This is a genomic window from Variovorax frigidus (assembly GCF_051216515.1).
In the GTDB taxonomy this organism is placed as follows: Bacteria; Pseudomonadota; Gammaproteobacteria; order Burkholderiales; family Burkholderiaceae_C; genus Variovorax.
In genome coordinates this window covers 1-20,845 of sequence record NZ_JBPJZF010000014.1, presented here as the reverse complement: position 1 = coordinate 20,845, position 20,845 = coordinate 1, and the positions used below count along the sequence as shown (strand labels likewise).

Below are 20,845 nucleotides of genomic sequence, written 5' to 3'. Positions count from 1 at the left end.
CAACGTACAGCGCGCTGTATTGTTGTGAAAGAAATTGCGCAAAGTGGTTGTCATCGTCATAGCCTTTCAGGCTGATTCTCGAATTCCCGACAAGTCAGGACAGCATTGCAAGCCGTCCAGTCCAGTCCAATCCGACGCGACCGTCCAGGCCGATTCCGGAAATTGGAAACTCGATGATGCGGCGAATTTATATTTAGTAGTGCACATTTATTATTGATCTCGTTGGGCAAGAGGTGAGCCTGCCGATTGCTTCTGGTGCGGCGCGCGGTGGTTCTTTGATGACGCGCAAGGCTGTGAATTACGAAAACTAAAGTGTTCAAAATGGCGGGGACATACGCCCACGTCGGCCGCTTCCTACGTCAGAACGGCCGTGAGTGCGCGATTTCTTTAGGCCCTGAAACGTGTCTGGCGCGCAACAAGTAGAGGCTGTGCGCTGGCTGATGAGCGCGCGCTAGCTTGAAGCGTCAAGGTTATTTTTGCTGAGTTGAGTCAGTCACTGGGCGCGAGCCCCCGATGCCGCTGTGCGGGCGGTGCCAGTTGTAGTGGTGCTGCCACCTTGTCAGGGCATCGATTCGTTTGTCTAAGTGCTAATACGCCTAGTCATGGCCCACTCGCCCTACACCCCCGGTGATCGTCGTGAGTGCGCGTCTCACTCCCAATGACCGCATCGCAGGCCTTGATGTGGGTGCGGACGACTACCTTTCGAAGCCTTTCGATTTTCAGGAGTTGGTGGCGCGCATGCGCGCGGTCATTCGACGTCGCGGCGGCGTCGCGCAATCGCTTCTTGGCGCCGGAGGTCTGCGCCTCGACCTCGCAACCCGTGAAGTTGTGCAGGACGATGGAAAACGGGAGACACTGACTGCGCGGGAGTTCACGCTGATGCATGCGCTCCTTGAGCGGCCTGGCGCGGTGTTGTCGCGCGATCAGCTCGAGCACCGGATCTACGGCTGGGGAGACGAAGTGCAGAGAAATGCCGTTGCAGTGCTCGTCCATGGACTTCGACGCAAGCTTGGTGCAAGTGCGATTCGAACCGTGCGTGGGCTTGGCTGGCGCGTTGTGGAGTGAGAGAGCGTTCGATACTGCGCCAGTTGCTTTGCTGGCTCGTGCTCTTGCATCGCGCCTAGCGCGACGCGCAACACTCGAGTCGGATCTGCGTGGCGCGTTGATACGTGCGGAGCTGTCGGTCGCCTATCAGCCGATCGTGGCCTTGCCGGGACGCCGCTGCGTCGGCATGGAGGCGCTCGTTCGCTGGCGGCATCCGACGCTCGAGCCGGTGCCGGCGCAGGAGTTCGTCGCTATCGCCGAAGAGGTCGGGTTGATCCAGGCGCTCGGCCGCCTCGTCCTTTTCGAAGCTTGCCGCGCCTTCGCTTCTTGGAAGCACCGCTTCGGCGACGCGGGCCCCGCAAGCATCTCGGTGAACGTATCCCGCGCCAGTTGGAACGACTTCGGCACGGGGTATTCCTCGCTTGCCACGCTCCACCTCCTGCCAATCGATGTTCTGAAGATCGATCGCTCCTTCGTGATGCAGGTGGAAACGAGCCCGCACTACGGCGGGCTGATCAAGGCCGTCATCCTGGTTGCGCGCAGTTTGGGAGTGCTTACGGTGGCTGAGGGCATTGAGACCGAAGGTCAGGCGGCCGCAGTGGCGCGCCTGAACTGCGACAAGGGGCAGGGCTACCTCTACGCGCAGCCCATGCATCAGTAGGCGGCCACCAACTGGCTCGATGGCCGCCTAGCTGTCGTTTAGGTTCAAGCTGCTCCTTGAAGACTTACGGGCGAGACGTCGGGACCCTCGACTTTGTGGTTGCAGGCGAGACCCCAAAAGGAGTGCTGCAGATGGAGCACCGGACGCGAACCTACTACGCGGCGTCCAGAAGGCATTGATGGGGCGCGGAGGCGGGGCTGGCCAAGCGGGTCGAAAAGCGAGGTCTTCATCGCGAAGGGGGCCATGCCGACGTGTGGCCGCGTGATGGGTTCAACCATCCGTGTGAACGAAGCAGAGCTTGTGACCTTCGGGGTCGAGGCAGTAAGCGGCATAGAAGTCTGCCGCGTACACATGGCGGATTCCCGGTCTCCCATTGTCCTTCGCGCCTTCAGCGAGCGCGGAACTCCAGGCCTTGTCTACCGCGACCCTCGATTCACACAGAAAGCTGACCTGTGAGCCATTCGCCGCGGTTGCAGGCCTCCCGTTGAGTGGTTTGTTGAGAACGAACTGCGGCCAGCGACTTCCGGGCAGCGTCCAGATCACTCCGGCGGGAGGTGGGCGTGTGGAGGTGACGCGAACCCACCCCAGATTCGACAGGACCGCGTCGTAAAACGCCGTCATGGCACCCAGGTCTTGGGCGCCGAGTTGGATGTGCGCGTACATGGTCTGCCGCGGCTCAGCGCTGTGATGATCTGCGCTCGGCCAGCTGAACCATGAGGGCTGGCACCTCCCCCGAAAGCTCCCGTGCGAGATAGCCCAGAGGGCCTTGACGCTTGCGCAGCGCGTGCCCCGCGTGCGCATGCAGCATCACGCCCCACGCAGCCGCCTGCAGCGGTGTGGCCCCGCGTGCGGCCAGCCCTCCGATCAGTCCGGCCAGTGTGTCGCCTGAACCGGAGGTGGCCAGGCCGGCGGTTCCGCCGTCGAAGCGCCATGCCGTGCCATCCGGCAACGCTAGAAAGGTCGTCGGCCCCTTGAGCACGACGCAGGCGTTCCATCGCGCGGCGGCCTCACGTGCAACGCGCAAGGGATCGGCGTTGATGATCTCCTTGGACAAGCCGCTGAGGTGCGCCATCTCTCCCGCGTGGGGCGTCACAACCACAGGCTGATCGAAAGGCCCGCCGTGCACGGCCGACATGGCAAGCGCGTCGAGCACTGTGATGCTGTCGCGGAAACACGGCAGCAGGGCGCGAACAAAAGCTGCGCTGCGCCGCTCATCCAGCATCCCGGGGCCGAGCACGACGGAGGCAATGGATGGTGCAACCGGCCGCAGCACTTTGCAGCCAGCCTGAAGGAAACCGCCGGCACGCGACTCGGCAAGTCCCAGCACACGTGCCTCGGGGATCGCCAAGGCGAGACCCTCAGCCACACGGCCGGGGGCGGCAATGGTGAGCTTGCCCGCACCCGTGCGCAGCGCCGCCACGGCGGCAAGGAGGGCTGCGCCGGGCATCTCGTGACTTCCCGCCACAACCAGCACATGGCCACGCGACTCCTTGTCGGCTGTGTCGTCAACGTCCGGCAGGGACCAGCGGGCGAGAACCGCAGTAGTTAGCGCTCGGGCCTTGATCGCGGCGGCAGCCATGTCAGGGCTTCGGGGCGACGGGTCGATCGGGCGCCGTCGTCACGGGGGTGGCGGCCTCGCGCAAGGGTGCAACGAAGTTCACCAGATCGAGCTGCAGCACCGCGTCGTTCTCGTGGCCCCGTTGCGCGCGATAGGACGTGATCGCGCAGTTTGGGACGTCGCCCTGGCGGTCGATCTCGAGGATCTGCTGCTCGTCCATGTGCTCGAGCAGGTAACGCATGCAATTGACGATCACCTGATGAGCTACCACTAGCACGCGGCGATCCGCGTACTCTCGTGTCACCATCTCGAGGAGGCTGCGCAGACGCAGGATCACGTCGCACCAACTCTCACCGCCAGGCGGGCGGAAGTAGAACTTGCCGACGTGCAGGCGCTGCTCGTTGAGTTCGGGATGCTTCTGCTGGATCCCAAACTTCGTCAGGCGGTCGAGAATGCCGAACTCTTTTTCACGCAAGCGCTCGTCAAAGCGCAGCTTCATGTCAGGTAGTTCGAAATGCCCGCCTTCGACGATCAGCCGCGCCGTTTCCTTGGCGCGCAGATAGGGCGAACAGAGGACGACCTCGGGTCGCTCGGTTTCCGGAAGCCGCGCGAACCAGTCTCCGACGGCAGTGGACTGGGCCACGCCCAGATCCGAAAGCGGCACGTCAATGTCCCGCCAGGACAAATCGATCACAGCCAACCCCCCCGACTCAGCAGCATCACGCGCAACGTTGCCGGCGCTTTGACCATGCCGGAGAAGCCAGAGGGAACGAGGCCATAGGGTAGACATGGACCTCATCCTAAGAACTCCCGCGCACCTGCTCCGTAGGTCGACATCCCAGGAGAACGGGTTTTGGATCGCGCTTGTTCACGCGTCATCACCATCTTTGGTGTCTCGGTGGACATGCTTTGATGAGTGGCGCGCGCGCAGGTGATTCGGGAAGCGCTTTAGAACATTCCGGCCTCTTGCGCAGATTCAAGCACGGCCTGTACGAGGCCGGAGAACTGCGTCTCGAGATTGGCAGAAGGACTGGCAACATGCGTGGCTGCCCATATCAACTGCCCATCGCGTACATCTGTCAGGCGGCCGCTGGCAGCAAAGCCGGTGGCGACCTGGCCTCCGCCGATCGGGGCGCTGAGGCCAACGCCCGCTCCACCGCCACGCCCAAAGCTGAATCCGCCGATCCCGACCGAAAGCCCCGAGCCGGCGCTTGCAGTCGCGGGATTCAGTGTCACCGTGAGGACAGCACGGGCTCCCATCGACTGCGCCGTCGGAACGAGTTGCGCATCTAGTTCCCGGTCCTGAGCAAGAGGGGTGCCCGGAGGCACAGTAACTGGCGTGGCGCCTCTGGCCAGAACGCCGCGCGCTAGTTGATCCTGACAGATCTGCCGCACTGCGGCGTCGTACGCGTCGCATGCGATCAGCACTCGCTGATCCTGCAACATCCGAGACTGCGCATTGAAGGCAGGATTCGTCCACTGCGCTTCAAGTTTCGGTCCAGCAGAGCACCCCACCAACACAGCGAGCGATAGGGCCACTCCGCCGAGGATGCGGGAAGGAGGGGGATTTTTCATTGGCGCATCCTGGCTTCGCGATTTGCGGGCTGTGAAGGAAGGGCAGGCAAGACACTGTAGGAAGTTTCGGTCAGCCTCAATTCAGCCAATCCTCACGCAACATGACCAGCGCTGCGTGGTCGACAAGACGATCTTCTCCGAGCGGTCTGGCACCACCTGGTGAATTCGAAGATGCGCTTCGCGCCCCGCTTACCGCCATCTGGCATAGACCGTTTGGCAAGTTGTGATGGTCCGGTTCATCCTCATCAAATGCTACGTATCTCTTACATTTACTGAGGTCACCATGCCGATGGAACTGCTCCATAGCTTGGCCACTTCGATGCCGACATACCAACGTGGACCATCAATGTCCAGAGGCCGGCCCGGGTTTTGCAGATCACTCCTCTTGGCCTTCGGGCAATGCAGTATCTGCGCATGACCGCTTGATCTGGTGAAATGGGTCATACCGCGGAAACGGTGAAGAGCCAGGCCGCTAGGCCTGGGTGTCTTTGTCCTTAACCCACAGTAGCGCGAAAGCCAAGCAACTTCATCGATCGCGCCAACCCTTGAGAAGTGCTCCCGTACTCATCCCATGGGCCATTGCCCTTGTCGAGGCGGGTGTGGATGTTCTGCAGCGTCCAGTGTCCTCCGCCCGAGATCTTCGGTAGTTCGTCCCATGCGATCGGCACAGACACGCCCAGGCCTGGCCGAGCGCGGACCGACCATGCACACGCCGTCGTCGCACCGAAGCCGTTGCGAAGGTAGTCGATGAAGATCTTGCCGACACGATTGCGCGGGCCGCTCTTGGCCACGAAAAGCTGAGGCAGCGTGCGCGCCATGTGCTGCACGATTGCTTGGGAAAAGTCCTTGACCGTGTCCCATCCGTGCTGCCGCCTCAGCGGTACGACGACGTGCAGACCCTTGCCGCCACTCGTCTTGCAGAATGAGACAAGCCCAAGCTGCTCCAGGAACACCCGCATCAGGTCGGCCGCCTGCTGTATCGCCGGCCAAGCCACCCCGTCGCCGGGGTCCAGATCGAAGGTCATGCGGTCAGGCTTGCCGATGAGCGTCTTCAGCGCATTCCAGGTGTGGAACTCGATCACGTTCATCTGCGCAGCCGACAGCAACCCTTCAGCGGTCGCTACCTCAATCATCTGCGGGTGACCGGGATAGAGGGCCGGATCGAGTAGACGGATGCCTTCCATCTTTCCCTTGTCCAAGTGCTTCTGGAAGAAGAGCTCGCCGCCTATGCCTTCAGGTGCGCGAACGAGCGCCACGGGGCGCGCCTTGAGGTGCTCCATCATCAATGGAGCCACCAAGCCGTAGAAGCGGACCACTTCCACCTTCGTCACGCCGGTCGATGGATCGATCACTCGCTCCGGGTTGGATACCTTCAGCTTGGCCGGAAGCGTGTGCGTCGTCGCCTGCTCGAGATCCGCGCCGGACGGGTGGACGGGCTTCTCGCGCACGATGGCCTTTGCAGGCTTGTCACTGCGCAGCGCATGGAACACAGCGTGTCGAATGCTTCCAGAGCTGGTCCACTCCGCGAAGGTGACCTCGGCCAGGAGCCGAGGCTTGACCCAGTGGGTCTGGCGCTCTTTCTCGATGCGCTGCGCGAACGGCCGCTTGTCGGTGCCAAGCGGAAGCAGCTCTTCTAGCAGTGCGGCCAGCGATCGATCATTGAAGCCCGTGCCCACATTGCCGGCATAGGTCAGTTGCCCCTGGTCGTCGTGCACACCGAGCACCAGTGCGCCGAGACCTACCCGCGAACCCTTCGGGTCCGTGTAGCCGCAGATGACGAACTCCTGCCGGTGACTGCACTTGAGCTTGAGCCAATCTCCAGACCGGCGGAACACATAGTTGCTGTCCTTGCGCTTTGCGATGATGCCTTCCAGTCCGATCTTGCAGGCCGAGGCCACGATGTCGCGCGGTGGCGCCTCGAAGGTCTCGCTGAAGCGCAGCGGTGGTTGCGCTTCGGCAAGCAGTGACTGCAGCAGGGCCCGGCGCTCGACCAGCGGGACCGCGGTCAGGTCCTGGCCGGCATAGAACGGGATGTCGAACAGGAAGTACACGATGTCTTGCGTGCGGGCACTGTCGAATGCGTTCTGCAGCGCCTGGAAATCCGTCGTCCCACGGTCGTTCAGCACAACGATCTCGCCGTCGAACCAGCCCGGCTTGAGCTTCATGCGCTCGATCGCCTTGGCCAGATGCGGCATGCGGTCGGTCCAATCGTGGCCGTTGCGAGTGATCAGGCGCGCACGTCCACCCTCGATACGCGTCAAGATTCGATAGCCGTCGAACTTGATCTCGTAGATCCATTCGTCTGGGCGAGGGGGCGGGCCGTCGGCGAGCGTGGCGAGTAAGGGCGCGAGTTTCTCGGGCAGCGGCGCCTTGACGGCTGCTGAGGGAAGACCCAATGGGGTGGCCTTGCCGGCTCTCGTTCGCTTCGCAGGAACTGCGCGTGCCGTACCCGCGGAGGGCGGCACAGGCCGCAGCGTAGGCGCGGCCGGCATCGCGAGTTGCGCGACGCTGTCCGAGAACTCATCGACGACGCTGAACTCGGCCACCGGCCGTTCGAAGGCATCGTGCTCCTTGAGCAGCAACCAGGTGTTCTGCTTGCCGTCCCGACTGCGAATGCGGATAAGAGCCCACTTGCCGTGCATCTTGTGCCCGTGCAGTTCGAACTTGAGGTTGCCGTCCTTGTAGCCCTTGCGCGGATCACCGACGGGCACCCAGACCCCCTTGTCCCAGATGATGACCTTGCCGGCGCCGTACTGCTTGGCGGGAATTTCACCCTCGAAGCTGTTGTACGAGATCGGGTGGTCTTCGACGTGCACCGCCATGCGCTTGTCGTGTGGGTCGTAGCTGGGGCCTTTCGGCACCGCCCAGCTTTTCATCACGCCATCGAGTTCGATGCGGAAGTCATAGTGCAGCCGGCTGGCCCAGTGCTTCTGGATCACAAACTGCAGCGCTTCGGGGCTTTCCGACCCTCCCTCCGCCGGTTCCGACGTGATAGCGAAGTTGCGCTTGGCCTTGTAGTGGGTGAGCTTGTCGGTGGTAGCCATGAGCGTCTCGTGCAGTGGATCTTCAATCGGCGAGTTCGATCCATGCCGGTGCATGGTCGCTCGAGCCCTCCATGCCGCGCACGGCCTTGTCGACCCCTGCGGAGAGCACTCGCGGGCGCAAAGACGAACTCACCAGAAGGTGGTCGATGCGCATGCCTGCGTCACGCGTCCAGCGGTTGCGGAGGTAACTCCAGAAGGTGTAGGGCACCTGCTTCGGATGGAGTTCGCGGATCACGTCGCTCCAGCCCTGCTTTAGCAACTTGCGGTAGGCGGACCTTGCCAGCGGGTGGAGCAGGGCGTTGTCTTTCCAGGAGGCCGTCGAGTAGATGTCCTCGTCGGTCGGCACTACGTTGTAGTCGCCTGCGAGCACCACCGGATGACCCGTCTTCACCAGCGATGCCGCGTGGCGGTGAAGGCGCGCGAACCAGGCCAGCTTGTAATCGAACTTCGGGCCGGGCTGCGGATTGCCGTTGGGAAGGTAGAGACTGCCGACTACGATGCACCCAACGGCTGCTTCCAAGTAGCGCGCCTGCTTGTCCGCCGCATCACCGGGCAGCCCCCGCCGGATCTCCAGCGGCTCGGCGCCGCGTGCCAGGATAGCGACGCCGTTCCAGGTCTTCTGCCCATGCACGAGCGATGCGTAGCCAGCCGCGAGCAGTTCCGCGCGCGGGAACGCCGTATCGGTCGCCTTCAGCTCCTGCAGGCACACGACATCCGGGCGCGTGACGTCGAGCCAGGCAAGCAGCTGCGGCAGCCTGCTGACGACGTTGTTCACGTTGAAGGTGGCGATGCGCATCGAAGCGGGGAGTCAGGCTGCCTTGCGTTCCTTCGGGGCAGCGGTCTTCTTGGCAGGCACTTTGGTCTTCGCCGAGGCCTTCTTCGCCGCAGGCTTCCCAGCTGCAGCACTGCTGCCCGCAGCCTTCTTTGCGCCCCCCTTGAGGCTCCGCGCCAGCAACTCCGTCAGGTCGATCACCTCCGCTCCTTGGCTGGGTGCTTCTTCCTCTGGCTGGATGACGGTCTCTGTCTTGCCAGCCTTCACTTTCTTGTCGACCAGCTTCATCACCGCGTGCTTGAACTCGTCTTTGAAGTCCTCTGGCTTCCATTTTCCGCTCATTTCTCCGACCAGTTGCGTGGCCATCTTCATCTCTGCCGGGGTGATCTTCGGCGCCTTGGCACCTGAGGCCGGAAGATCCAGACCTTCCAGGGCCTTGACCTCGTCTCCCCAGCGCATCAGGTTCAGTACCAGCACCGGGCCGGACGGCACCAAGGCAGCCAGGTGCTGTTTCGTCGCGATCACGACCTTGACCACGCCGACCTTCCCTGTCTTGACGAGCGTGTCGCGCAGCAACGCGTAGACCTTGTGCCCCTTGTTGATCGGCGCGACGTAGTAGGGTCGCTCCAGGTACAGAAAAGGAATCTCGGACGCGTCGACGAACATCTGGATCTCGATCGTCTGTGTGGTCCGTGGGAATGCGGCCTCAATCTCTTCGGGCGAGATGATCACGTAGTGGCCGTCCTCGTACTCGAACCCCTTGACGATGTTCTCTTTGTCGATTTCCTTGCCGGTCTTCTTGTTGATGCGCTTGTAGCCCACTGGGTCCATGCTGCGCTTGTCGAGCCAGTCGAAGTCGATGCCCTGTTCGGTGCTGGCTGTATGCAGGCCCACAGGGATGTGGACGAGGCCGAAGGTGATGGCACCCTTCCAAAGGGTTCGGCTACCGGTCGCCATTGGTGCGCCCTTGGGAGGTTGTGCGTTGATCAGCACGTGGCACAGCTGACAAGCGTGCGGAAAGGCTAGAAGGGATACTGCGTCGCATGGCGCCTCCTGTATGGGGAGGACGAGATTGGCTTCGCATCGGTGAATGCGATGACAGACGGTGGCGCGTCAACTCGCGGGAATTTGCGACATGGGGTTCCTGTGGAACTGGTTAGGTCGCGAGGTGCGCGACGTGTGGAGTACATGCTCCAGTCCGCGAATGGCTTTGTAAACCATATTGTCCTGCCCATCTTTTCCGGGCTGGATAGGCATATCGCCAGTTGCGGAAGCGGGGTCTTCGTCCCTCTGACCTTGCTCAATGTTTTGCTCATAAGCTCTATTGAGCGCAATCGGCCTTGCGAGCCCGATTCAGGGTATCGAGTCTCGGAAAGCCACTCGGCCTTTCTCCATGTTTTACGGCCGAAAGAGCGGGCTGGACAATTTCCGAGGAACAATCTCAGTTCAGCGTCGCCAAGTAGGCCGCGATGTCTGTGGCGTCCTGCTCCGTCAGCCCCATTTGAGGCATAGCCGTCAGCGGGTCGACATCGCGTGTGTGGCGCAGCCACCGCACCATGTTTTCTGGCGTGTTGGCCAGCTTGCCGGCGAGAGTGGGCCGCTGTGCCAGGCCCGCGAGTGGTGGCCCGACTGCGGGGGAGGAGCCACTCACGCCGGGGATCGTGTGGCAGGCATTGCAGGCGTACTGGTAGAGCGCCTGCTTGCCGCGTTTGATGTCGCCGGCGCGCGGCACCGCGGGCTCGGCCGCGCCGCAGGCCGTGGCGCCGGCACGCGAGGCACCGGCCGCGGCCCATGCCGTGGCCGGTACCGCCGGTTGCGTCATGGCCGCGAAGTCCTGCGGGCTCAGCTCGGACAGCCTGTTCATGAACGCGACCAGCGCCCACAGGTCGGCATCGGCCAGCCGGAACTCCCAGGCCGGCATGCCGCTCATCTTGATGCCGTGGCGCGTCACCCAGTACAGCTCGCGCGGCAGCCAGCGCTGGCGTGCGTCCACAAGGGGCCCGGGCAGCGGCTGCATGCTCTTGCCGATGTCGGCTTGCGCCACGCCCGGCGCGCCGTGGCATTGCACGCACTTGTCCCTGAAGCAGCCTGCACCCCGGGCCACGAGCGCAGGCGCGTCGAGTGCCGGCACCTGCACGTTGCGGGCGCGCAGGCGCACCGACTGGCGCATGGCCGTCTCGAGCAGCGAGTACACGGGCTGCGTGTGCTGTCGGGCCGCCGACACGTCGTAGAGACCGCCGTAGACGATGGCCAGCCCAGCTGCGGCCGCCAGCAGGCCGGTGCCGGTAAGCGTCAGGAGGATCGTGGCGCGAATGCTCATGGTCGCGGCATTGTCCGACGCATATCGGCGCTCCCGTGTCGGCGCGCAGCGCGTTCGCGGTTACAGAATCTTGCGCATGCCACCTGGTCCTGGATCCCTTCGCCCCTCGCTGGCGCGCGTGTGGCGCACAGGTGTGCTCAGTGCCGCCTTCAGCGTGCTGGGCGGTTGCGGCATGTACTTCGGCGACTTGCCACTGCCGCACGACCGGGCCGCGCCCGCACAGATCGCACGGGGCCAGCAATTGCTGGCGCAGTACCAGTGCGGTAGCTGTCATGCGGTGCCCGGCGCGGCGATCGCGCGGGGCCGTGTCGGCCCGCCGCTCGATGGCTTCGGCCGTCGCAGCTACATCGCCGGCCATGTGCCCAACGGGCCCGAAGCACTCGCGCGCTGGATCGAGGCACCCGCCGCGCTGGTACCCGACACGACGATGCCGTCGATGGGCGTGTCGCCCGACGATGCGCGCGACATCGCGGTCTACCTGCTGACGCTGAAGTGAGCGCGCCTGTGCCGCAGCAGTCCGCACTGCACCCGGCCGGTCCGATGGCCGCCTCGATCTTCGACGTCACGCTGGTGATCACGGTTGGCGCCACGCTGATCTTCCTCAGCATGATGGGCCTGCTGTGGCTGGCCGTGCGGCGTCGCGAGGGTGCGGCGGTGAATACGCGGCTATGGGTGCTGGGCGGTGGCTTCGTGTTTCCGCTGGTGGTGCTGGTGGCGCTGTTCTTCTACAGTGTGCGGCATGCGCCGACGTGGCGCGCGGTGCCACCGTCCGATGCGCTGATCGTCGGCGTGACAGGCCACATGTGGTGGTGGTCGCTGCGCTACCGCGATCCGGCGTCGGGCCGTGAGATAGCAGCGGCCAACGAGATCCGCATTCCGGTGGGACGGCCGGTGTACCTGGGGCTGACCAGCGCCGACGTGATCCACAGCTTCTGGGTGCCCGCGCTCGGCGGCAAGATGGACATGCTGCCCGGCCGGGTGCAGCATCTGCTGGTGCAGGCCGACCGGCCCGGCGTCTACCGCGGCCAATGCGCCGAGTACTGCGGCGCGCAGCACGCGCGCATGGCGCTGCAGGTGGTGGCGATGGCGCCCGATGACTTCGAGCGCTGGCTGCAGGCGCAGGTGCTGGACGCGGCGCCGGCTGACACGCCCGCGCTGGTCAGGGGCCGCGAGGCCTTTCTCGCACAGCGCTGCGGCGCCTGCCACACGGTGCGCGGCGTCACGGCCGAGAGCCGGCTGGGCCCCGACCTCACGCATGTGGGCAGCCGGCTCCAGCTCGGCGCTGCCGAAATGCCCAACGAGCCCGGCACGATGATCGACTGGATCGCTCACGTGCAGCAGATCAAGCCGGGCGCACGCATGCCCTCGGGCGCAGGGCGCATCGACGACGAGAGCATGTTCGCCATCGCGCTCTGGCTGAGCCATCTGAGATGACCACACCGCGGAACCATCCCTCGGGCCTGCCTCGCCCCGCAGGCGAACGCCAAGCGCTTGAGCGGGCCTGGCGCTCGCCCACGGGATGGCGGCGACTCGCGGCCGTCAACAACACCCACATTGGCGTGTATTACATCGCGACGGCGATGCTGTTCTTCGTGCTGGCCGGCATCCTCGCGCTGGTGATGCGCATGCAGCTCGCGGTGCCGGGCAATACGCTGGTCGACGCGTCAACCTACAACCAGCTCTTCACCATGCACGGCACGGTGATGATGTTCCTGTTCGCGGTGCCCATTGTCGAGGCTGTGGCCGTGTATCTACTGCCCGGCATGCTGGGTGCGCGCGACCTGCCTTTCCCGCGCTTGTCGGCCTATGCCTTCTGGGCCTACGCGATCGGCGGGCTGGCCTTCTTCTGCACACTGTTCTTCGGCGTCTCGCCTGACGGCGGCTGGTTCATGTACCCGCCGCTGACTAGCAAGGAGTACTCGCCCGGCACCGGCGCCGACTGGTGGCTGCTGGGCATCGGCTTTATCGAGATCTCGGCCATCGCTGGCGCGATCGAACTCATCATCGGCATCCTGTTCACCCGCGCGCCGGGCATGACGTTGATGCGGATGCCCATCTTCGCCTGGGCCATGCTGGTGACCGCGGTGATGATCGTGTTTGCCTTTCCCGCGGTGATCGCGGCGACCACGCTGCTCGAGCTGGAACGCGCCTTCGACTGGCCCTTCTTCATCGCGGCGCGCGGCGGCGATGCGCTCCTGTGGCAGCACCTGTTCTGGTTCTTCGGCCACCCCGAGGTCTACATCATCTTCCTGCCCGCGGCCGGCATGGTCTCGATGATGGTCGCGGCGCAGACCGGCACGCCGCTGGTCGGCCACCGCGCCGTGGTCTATGCGCTGATCGGCGTCGGCGTGGTGAGCTTCGCGCTGTGGGTACACCACATGTTCGCGGCCGGGCTAGGCAATACCTCGATGCTGGTGGTTTCGGCCGCGAGCTTCGCGGTCGCGATCCCGAGTGGCATGCAGGTCTTCGCCTGGATTGCCACGCTGTGGCGCGGCACGGTGCGCTTCAACACGCCGACGCTGTTCCTGATGGGCTTCCATTTCATCTTCGTGCTGGGCGGTCTGACCGGCGTGATGGTCGCGGTACTGCCTTTCGACTGGCAGGCGCACGACACCTACTTCATCGTCGCCCACCTGCACTACGTGCTGATCGGCGGCATGGTGTTCCCGCTGTTCGCCACGCTCTACCACTGGGCGCCGGTGTACCGCGGCCACAAGCTGTCGGAGCGCTGGGGCCGCTGGTGCTTCGGCCTGATGTTCGTGGGCTTCAACATGACCTTCTTCCCGATGCATCTGACCGGCCTGCTCGGCATGCCGCGCCGCGTCTACACCTACGCCGAGCACATGGGCTGGGGCGCACTCAACATGCTCTCGACCGTGGGCGCCTTCACCTTTGCGCTGGGCGTCCTGCTGTTCATAGTCGACATGGTGCGCATGATGCGCAAGCCCGAGCAGGACCACGACAACCCTTGGAACGCAGGCACGCTCGAATGGCTACCGCCGCGCGACTACGGCGTGCGCAGCATTCCGCAGGTGGAATCGCGCGAACCGCTGTGGGACGAACCCGGCCTGCCCGCATCGGTAGAGGCCGGCCGTCACTGGCTGCCCAGCACCGTGACCGGCGGGCGCGAGACGCTTGTCACCAGCCCCGTCGATGCCACGCCGCGCCATGTGCTGGTGCTCCCGGGCGATGGCTGGAGCCCGCTGATTGCGGCGACCGGCACCGCGGGCTTCTTTCTGCTGCTCACGGCCGGCCAGGTGGCGCTGGCCTTCGCCTGCGGGATCGGCACGATCGTCGCGGTGATCCATTGGCTCTGGGGCACCGACCGGCCGCCGCCGGTCCCCACGGCCGAGGCCGCGGACGGTGTGCGATTGCCCCTCGGCGCGCGTGGCACGCGTTCTCATTCGTGGTGGGGCACGCTGGTGCTGGCCACGGTCGACATGACCGTTTTTGCCTGCTTCGTCTACACGCACGTGCATGTGGCGATGGCCGGCGCGGTGTGCCCTCCGGTCGGCTCCGCGCTGCCGCCGCTCGTTCAAGGGCTCGTCGGGCCAGCACTGTGGCTGCTGAGCTCTTTGTGCATGGCCGGCGCGGTGCGTTCCTTGCGCGAGGCCGGCGTGCGCGAGCGCCGATGGGTGCGCGCGCTGCTGCTGGCCGCGCTGCTGTGCGCGGCGGCTGGCTTTGCGCTCGACTTCAATACCCAGGCCGCGGCGGGCCTGTTACCGACGCGCAATGCCTGGAGCGCGACTGTCGCGATGTTGCTCGGTTACCAGGGCTTTCATCTGGCGGTGCTGGTGCTGATGGCGGGCTTCCTGTTGGCCCGCACTCACAGCGCCCACCTGCAGCCCGGCGCGCGCGCAACGCTCGACAACACCGCGCTGCTCTGGCATACGGCGACACTGCAGGCGCTGCTTGGATCGGCGGTGATCAGGCTGACCACATTGTTTTAGGATACGGAGTCGAGTTCACTGTCCGATACGCCTGCAGATTCCCTGCGTCATGTCGGTGCGCAAGTCTCCATGGCGTCCTGTACGCCCGAGATCTCGAGGACTCACGTCACTTTGAAACCTAAGAATGGACAGCCGCAGCACCCCCGACGACAACAGGTTGATTGAACTGCAGCGGTTCGAATTGCTCGTCTCCGCGATTCACGACTACGCAATCTACATGCTCGACGTCCAGGGGCATGTGGTGAGCTGGAACGCGGGTGCTGCGCGGTTTAAGGGCTACTCAGCGGACGAGATCATTGGTCAGCATTTCTCCCGCTTCTATTCGCCCGAAGACCGCGTGGCGGGAGTTCCCGATCGCGCCTTGAAGACGGCCGAGACCGAAGGCACTTTCCAGGCCGCAGGCTGGCGCGTGCGGAGGATGGTTCGCGTTTTTGGGCCAACGTCGTGATCGACCCGATCTGCACGGTGGATCGGCGTCTCCTGGGCTTCGCCAAGATCACCCGTGATGTGGGCGACCGCAAAGCTGCAGAAGACGCGCTGCGCAAGAGCGAGCAGGAGTTCCGGCTGCTAGTCCAAGGGGTGACCGACTATGCGATCTACATGCTCGATCCCGATGGACGGATCACGAACTGGAACGCTGGCGCGCAGCGGATCAAGGGTTACGCCGAGGCTGAGGTGCTTGGCACCCACTTTTCGCGGTTCTACACGCCGGAGGATCGGGATGCCGGCGCTCCTCAGCAAGCCGTTGGCAACGGCGCTGGCGGAAGGAAGGTACGAGAAGGAAGGCTGGCGGGTTCGGAAGGACGGATCCCGCTTCGTAGCCCATGTGGTCATCGATGCGCTCCATGATGAGACTGGAAAGTTCGTAGGCTTCGCAAAAATCACGCGCGACGTGACGGAACTGCGCGAGGGCGCGGAGGCGTTGCGGCGAACCGAGAAGGCGCTGCTCCAGGCACAGAAGATGGAAACCATCGGAAAACTCACCGGTGGCGTGGCCCACGACTTCAACAATCTGCTGCAGGTGATCGCGGGCAATCTGCAGTTGCTCGCGCGGGAAGTGGCCGGCAACGCGCGCGCCGAGCGACGGATCCAGAGCGCGATGGCCGGAGTGCGCCGCGGCGCGAAGCTCGCGGGGCATCTGCTCGCCTTCGGCAGGCGCCAGACCTTGGAGCCAAAGGTCGTGAACCTCGGCCGCTTTATCCAGTCGATGGACGACATGCTCCAACGCGCTCTGGGAGAAGCGGTACGGGTGCAAACCGTGGTCGCGAGCAGTCTTTGGAACACATCCGTGGACGTGTCACAGGTTGAGAACGCCGTGCTCAACCTGGCGATCAATGCGCGCGACGCCATGGAAGGGATGGGCAAGTTGACTGTGGAACTCAGCAACGCGGTGCTCGATGACGCCTACGCTCGGTTGCATGCCGAAGTCGACGCTGGCGATTACGTATTGCTGGCGGTGTCGGACACCGGCGCCGGCATGACGCCCGAAGTGATGGCGCAGGCGTTCGACCCGTTCTACACTACCAAGCCAGAAGGCCAAGGAACCGGCCTTGGCCTGTCGATGGTGTACGGATTCATCAAGCAGTCGGGTGGCCACGTGAAGATCTACAGCGAGATCGGCCATGGAACCACAGTCAAGCTCTACCTGCCTCGGTCCAAGGAGTCTGAACAGGTGCTTGCGCCGCCTGACACGCACCCGCTCGTGGGCGGCACCGAGACGGTGCTGGTTGCTGAGGACGACGAGCAGGTCCGCGCCATCGTGGTCGAAACGCTCAAAGAACTGGGCTACCAAGTCCTCGTGGCTAGCGACGCGGAGGAAGCATTGGCCGTGGTGAAGAGCGGGATCAAGATCGACCTGCTATTCACCGACGTGGTAATGCCAGGGCCGCTGCGTAGCCCGGAATTGGCGCACAAGGCGCGCGAACTGTTGCCGAACATCGCCGTGCTTTTCACGTCGGGCTACACCCGCAATGCCATCGTGCATGGCGGTCGCCTCGATCCTGGCGTGGAGCTACTGTCAAAGCCCTATTCGCGTGAAGATCTGGCTCGCCGCATCCGGCAGGCGCTGGCAAAGCCGCATCAAGGGGGAGAGCCGTCGCACTTTCGGACTCCGAAATGAGCCCCCGAAGGTCAACCTGATCGTGATGGGATTGGAGCGGACGGGGATACTCAGTCCTGTTGCAAAGCAACAACTTTTTTTGATCTGCGTCTGTTGAAAATTTCGTACCCCATTCGTCATTCGGGCTCGAAAGCCGCATAAACAGTAAGCGGAGATAAGACCGGGGAACAAACCGGGGAACAACTTTTTTCCAATGAACAGAACCCTTGAGAGTTAGCGGGCTTCGGTGGATCCTTAGATCGGTTTCACACGACCAGTATCGACGGGGGTTAGCAGCGTAGTAGCTGCTAACCCCTTTGTCATTTCTGGGGGGTACTTGTCCCGGTGGTGCCCTGATCCGCAACTCCCTCGAGCTTCGTCGTCGTGCACGACCGATGGACCTCGGCAGCGCCTCCGGCGCCTTACCGCTTCCGCAAACGCCCCGAGCACTGCCACGCGTTCCCCGCGCGGGAGCGATGCCGATCGCCCTCAGCGGGTCAGATGAGGGGCCACCCACGCAGGGATGTTGACTGCGTTGGAAGTCACCGATCTGTCAAACACCCGGACTACGATCGCCGTCTTCAGCCGAACTATCTGCCCCGCCGCGGGCATGGGCCCTTGAACCTATGGACGCGCGCAGGAGCGATATCGCTACAACACAGAGCCGCTGGGCATGCTAGCCACGAAGGCATCGCACCTGGGGTGCGCCATGGCGATTGCCTGTTCCTGGCGCAACGCCAGAATGCGTCCGGCCACCGATGAACGTCGCGCGGCGAGGCGTCGAAATCTGGCCGTACCCGCGCGCATGCTGGCCGCATTCCTTCTGTTCAACGGCGCGGTGATGGCGGACCCGGCCAATCCCTCAGGCGCGTCGCACACCTTCGACATTCCCGCGCAGGCGTTGCAGGCCGCACTGGAATCGTTCATTGCAGAGACCGCCCATTCGGGCCTCTACGACAGTGCGCTCGTGGCGGGTCTTCGTTCGATCGAAGTCAAGGGCCGCATGGCGCCGGAGGCCGCGCTGCGCAGGCTGGTCGGCGGCACGGGCCTGCAGGTCCGCTATGCCAGTGGGGACACCTTCAGCCTCGTGGCGGGTGCCAGGTCGGAGCCGCTCGAACCTTCCCCCGCGCCCGCAGCGGCTCCGCCGCAGGCCGCAGCACTCAAGGTGCAGTACTACAGCGCGGTGCAGGCGAGCCTCCGGCAGGCGTTCTGCGCGGATGCACTGACGGTGCCGGGCAGCTACAGGCTCGCCTTGAGCCTCTGGGCACGGCCCTCCGGAACGGTCGACAGGGTCCAGCTCCTGAGCAGCACCGGTTCAGCGCAGCGGGACGCCCGCATCGTGGCCCTCGTACATGCATTGAGGCTGCCTTCGTTGCCGTCGGAAGCGGGCGTGCGACAACCCTTGACGATGGTGGTGACACCTCGGTCTTCGGGCAGCGAATTGGAATGTGTTGGCTGACAGGGCGCGTCCATGTCCTGCGTCGGCCGGCAGGCGCCGCTGTGCGCGCGGGTGACCCGTGTCCGAGAACCGGTTCTCTTCGCTGCGCGACTTCCTGACCTCGCATTACGAGGATCTGAAGAAGCGCCTGGCCTACCGCTTGGGCAGCGTCGATCGCGCGAGCGATGCGCTGCACGACACCTACCTGCGACTGCAGGACAAGGAAGGCGGCGCCAGCGCCCCCGATGCGGCGACCGTGGCGCATCCAGGTGCCTATCTCTACCAGATGGCCTTCCATCTGGCGGTCGACCGGGAGCGCAGTGCCGAGGGGCGTCTGACGTCGCAGGAGGCGGACGAACTCCTTGCCATCGCCGACCCCATGCCTGGCCCTGCGCAGATCGCCGAAGGACGGCAGGACCTCCAGCGCCTGCTGCAGGACATGGACCGCCTGCCGCGCCGACAGCGCGAGATCCTGCTGGCGGTGCGGCTGGATGGCTCGACGCGCGAGCAGTTGGCGACCCGCTACCGCATCTCGCTGCGGACCGTCGACCGTGAACTCGAGAAGGCCTATGCCTTCTGTCAGGCGCAGCTGGAGGAAGGGCGGCGATGGCGCGGAAAATAAGTTGCCCGAGACACCCCACGACATGCGTCGGCATGGCAGTTTCGGCACCGTCGTTCCGTCTAGTGAGAAGGCCGATGCCCTCACGCGGATGGCCGCGGATGCCATTGCACGGAAGTGAAGCAGAGTCGCCATGAATCGGAGTCCATCGAACGCCGCAAACCCGTCGCTGCAGCAGCAGGCGCAAGCCTGGGTGTTGCGGATCAAGTCGGGGCAGGCGACGAACGGCGATGTGCAGGCCTTGCGCCAGTGGTGCGGGAGCAGCGCGGCGCATGCCGGGGCCTTCGAAGAGGCGCGCCGCGCATGGGATGAAATCGGGCAGGTCGGCAATGCCTACCGCGCGCTGAAGGCGACACAAACAGCGAAGCCCGCACCCTCGGCCAGCCGTCGCATGTTCCTGGGCGGGGCCTTCTCTGCGGCGGGTGCTGTGGCGGTGGTGGCCATGGTTCATCCGCCCCTGGGACTTTGGCCCTCCGTCTTCGAACTCAACGCCGACTACCGCACGGCCACGGGCGAGCAACGGCAGATCGCCTTGGCAAGCGGTGCCCGCATCGAGCTCAACACGCAGTCCAGCCTGAGCGTGCGTGCCGCGTCGCTCGCCGCACCGTCGGGCGTGGCATCGGATCGCGACGAGATCGAACTGATCGCTGGCGAGGCGGCGGTGGCCAGCGGCGACGCCGGCCGCACGCTGGACATCGTGGCGGGCGCTGCGCGGGTCGGACTGGCGTCGAGTGAAGTCGAAGTCCGCATGGTCGCCGCGCACGTGTGCGTGACCTGCCTGCGGGGAAGTGCACAGGTCATGCATCCCGAACGAACCGTCACCTTGCGGGTCCACGAGCAGGTGCGCTACGACAGGCACGCGATCGCCAGCGCGACCCCGGTCGGCTCGGCGCTCGTGACCGGCTGGCGCGAGGGCGCGCTGGTGTTCCGCGACGTCCCGCTGGGCGATGCGGTGGCCGAGATCAATCGCTACCGGCCAGGACGCGTGGTGCTGCTCAATGACCATCTTGCTGAACGCAGGGTCAGCGGCAAGTTCCAGATTGCGCGGCTGGATCTGGCGATCGATCGCTTGCAGGAAGTCTTCGGGGCGACGGTCAGGAGGCTGCCCGGCGATGTGATCCTGCTGAGTTGACGTGCCGCTGCTTTATGACATTCATGTCATAAAAAAGTGGTGAAAACGGTGGCAGTTTGCGCTGGGGCAAACGCGTCATGACGGTGTGGACCGAGAAGCTCGATGCCGGTCCGAAACGTCCATGCAGAAACTGCCGAAAGACCTTCCTATGCGCGACCGCCGCCTTGCCCGAACCGAGAACAAGACCGCCGCATCCTTGCGCCGCCGCCATGTCGAGCCGGGACAGACCGCACGGCTCCATCCTCTGGCATCCGCCATCGCGGCGCTGGTGATCGCGGGCGGTGCCACCGGTGCGGCACACGCACAAAGAACCCTCAGCCCGACGTGGATGGCGCAGAAGAACCTGGCGCAGAGCACGGCGATGGCGACGGGCCGTTTGCCCAACGGGCAGTTGGCCTCGACGCTGACGAACCCGATGGCGCAACAGCAGCAGGCGCAGGCGCAACTGCAGCGCTCCATCGGCAACCTGAACCTGGCCGCACGCGGCATCGCGGCGCAACAGGCGGCCCAGGCTGCTGCCCGCGCGGCGGCACTCGCGGCCGGTGGCGGCGTCCCCGACGGCCTGACCGAGGGCGGCCTGAAGGTCGACACCAACGCGCTGACCGCGGGCTGGCACAACGCCAACGCCCCGGAG

20 protein-coding genes and 1 pseudogene are annotated in these 20,845 nt (G+C 64.5%); 12 read left to right on the top strand and 9 right to left on the bottom strand.

The genetic code is table 11. The features are described 5' to 3' along the window. Positions 1 to 470 precede the first annotated feature (470 nt). Positions 471 to 572 (bottom strand): integrase core domain-containing protein, encoded by a 102-nt coding sequence (locus ACSFBC_RS28290; protein ID WP_435513659.1) that lies wholly within the window; start codon positions 570 to 572, stop codon positions 471 to 473. 55 nt (positions 573 to 627) lie between these two features. On the opposite strand from ACSFBC_RS28290, the gene ACSFBC_RS28285 reads away from it, so the two are divergent. After that, a complete protein-coding gene (locus ACSFBC_RS28285; protein ID WP_435513657.1) occupies positions 628 to 1,065 on the top strand; it encodes a winged helix-turn-helix domain-containing protein in 438 nt (145 codons plus the stop codon). After that, complete coding sequence (locus ACSFBC_RS28280; protein WP_435513656.1) at positions 992 to 1,705, top strand: EAL domain-containing protein; 714 nt, start codon at positions 992 to 994, stop codon at positions 1,703 to 1,705. The genes ACSFBC_RS28285 and ACSFBC_RS28280 overlap by 74 nt, the downstream gene beginning before the upstream one ends. 270 nt (positions 1,706 to 1,975) lie before the next feature. Here the strand turns inward: ACSFBC_RS28280 and ACSFBC_RS28275 are convergent, their stop codons facing one another. The 8 genes from ACSFBC_RS28275 to ACSFBC_RS28240 all read right to left on the bottom strand — a co-directional run bounded on the left by ACSFBC_RS28275 (position 1,976) and on the right by ACSFBC_RS28240 (position 10,974). Further along, entirely contained in the window at positions 1,976 to 2,368 is a 393-nt protein-coding gene (locus ACSFBC_RS28275) for a VOC family protein (protein ID WP_435513655.1), read from the bottom strand. A gap of 13 nt (positions 2,369 to 2,381) precedes the next feature. Continuing rightward, entirely contained in the window at positions 2,382 to 3,284 is a 903-nt protein-coding gene (locus ACSFBC_RS28270) for an NAD(P)H-hydrate dehydratase (RefSeq protein WP_435513654.1), read from the bottom strand. Position 3,285: 1 nt separating this feature from the next. Then, positions 3,286 to 4,053, bottom strand: coding sequence for a histidine phosphatase family protein (locus ACSFBC_RS28265; protein WP_435513653.1), 768 nt, complete (start codon positions 4,051 to 4,053; stop codon positions 3,286 to 3,288). 158 nt (positions 4,054 to 4,211) lie between these two features. Next, on the bottom strand, positions 4,212 to 4,838 hold the full coding sequence (locus ACSFBC_RS28260) for a hypothetical protein (RefSeq protein ID WP_435513652.1): 627 nt from the start codon (positions 4,836 to 4,838) through the stop codon (positions 4,212 to 4,214). A gap of 494 nt (positions 4,839 to 5,332) precedes the next feature. Then, positions 5,333 to 7,882 (bottom strand): DNA ligase D, encoded by a 2,550-nt coding sequence (ligD, locus tag ACSFBC_RS28255; protein ID WP_435513651.1) that lies wholly within the window; start codon positions 7,880 to 7,882, stop codon positions 5,333 to 5,335. Positions 7,883 to 7,904: 22 nt separating this feature from the next. After that, complete coding sequence (locus ACSFBC_RS28250; protein WP_435513650.1) at positions 7,905 to 8,678, bottom strand: exodeoxyribonuclease III; 774 nt, start codon at positions 8,676 to 8,678, stop codon at positions 7,905 to 7,907. A gap of 12 nt (positions 8,679 to 8,690) precedes the next feature. Next, positions 8,691 to 9,611 carry a non-homologous end joining protein Ku gene (gene ku, locus ACSFBC_RS28245; protein ID WP_435513658.1) on the bottom strand — a complete coding sequence of 307 codons (921 nt, stop codon included), beginning with the start codon at positions 9,609 to 9,611 and terminating at the stop codon, positions 8,691 to 8,693. Between the two features lie 484 nt (positions 9,612 to 10,095). After that, entirely contained in the window at positions 10,096 to 10,974 is an 879-nt protein-coding gene (locus ACSFBC_RS28240; RefSeq protein WP_435513649.1) for a c-type cytochrome, read from the bottom strand. 76 nt (positions 10,975 to 11,050) lie between these two features. Between ACSFBC_RS28240 and ACSFBC_RS28235 the strand changes: the two genes are divergently transcribed. The 10 genes and pseudogenes from ACSFBC_RS28235 to ACSFBC_RS28190 form a co-directional block, all read left to right on the top strand. Then, complete coding sequence (locus ACSFBC_RS28235; protein WP_435513648.1) at positions 11,051 to 11,470, top strand: c-type cytochrome; 420 nt, start codon at positions 11,051 to 11,053, stop codon at positions 11,468 to 11,470. After that, positions 11,467 to 12,408, top strand: coding sequence for a cytochrome c oxidase subunit II (gene coxB, locus ACSFBC_RS28230; RefSeq protein WP_435513647.1), 942 nt, complete (start codon positions 11,467 to 11,469; stop codon positions 12,406 to 12,408). The genes ACSFBC_RS28235 and coxB overlap by 4 nt, the downstream gene beginning before the upstream one ends. Beyond that, the gene (locus ACSFBC_RS28225; protein WP_435513646.1) at positions 12,405 to 14,924 is read left to right on the top strand and encodes a cbb3-type cytochrome c oxidase subunit I; all 2,520 of its coding nucleotides are present in this window, start codon (positions 12,405 to 12,407) and stop codon (positions 14,922 to 14,924) included. Before coxB ends, ACSFBC_RS28225 begins: the two co-directional genes overlap by 4 nt. Positions 14,925 to 15,048: 124 nt before the next feature. Beyond that, the gene (locus tag ACSFBC_RS28220; protein ID WP_435513645.1) at positions 15,049 to 15,372 is read left to right on the top strand and encodes a PAS domain-containing protein; all 324 of its coding nucleotides are present in this window, start codon (positions 15,049 to 15,051) and stop codon (positions 15,370 to 15,372) included. Beyond that, positions 15,327 to 15,599 (top strand): annotated as a pseudogene (locus ACSFBC_RS28215) (PAS domain-containing protein); the annotation flags it as partial. The gene ACSFBC_RS28220 and the pseudogene ACSFBC_RS28215, both read left to right, overlap by 46 nt. 46 nt (positions 15,600 to 15,645) lie before the next feature. Beyond that, complete coding sequence (locus ACSFBC_RS28210; RefSeq protein ID WP_435513644.1) at positions 15,646 to 17,043, top strand: ATP-binding protein; 1,398 nt, start codon at positions 15,646 to 15,648, stop codon at positions 17,041 to 17,043. A 652-nt stretch (positions 17,044 to 17,695) separates the two neighbouring features. Then, a complete protein-coding gene (locus ACSFBC_RS28205) occupies positions 17,696 to 18,481 on the top strand; it encodes a secretin and TonB N-terminal domain-containing protein (protein WP_435513643.1) in 786 nt (261 codons plus the stop codon). Positions 18,482 to 18,539: 58 nt separating this feature from the next. Next, on the top strand, positions 18,540 to 19,082 hold the full coding sequence (locus ACSFBC_RS28200; protein WP_435513642.1) for an RNA polymerase sigma factor: 543 nt from the start codon (positions 18,540 to 18,542) through the stop codon (positions 19,080 to 19,082). Between the two features lie 130 nt (positions 19,083 to 19,212). Beyond that, complete coding sequence (locus ACSFBC_RS28195; protein WP_435513641.1) at positions 19,213 to 20,211, top strand: FecR family protein; 999 nt, start codon at positions 19,213 to 19,215, stop codon at positions 20,209 to 20,211. A gap of 148 nt (positions 20,212 to 20,359) precedes the next feature. After that, positions 20,360 to 20,845 (top strand): hypothetical protein (locus tag ACSFBC_RS28190; protein ID WP_435513640.1); only part of this gene is annotated, 486 nt, incomplete at its 3' end.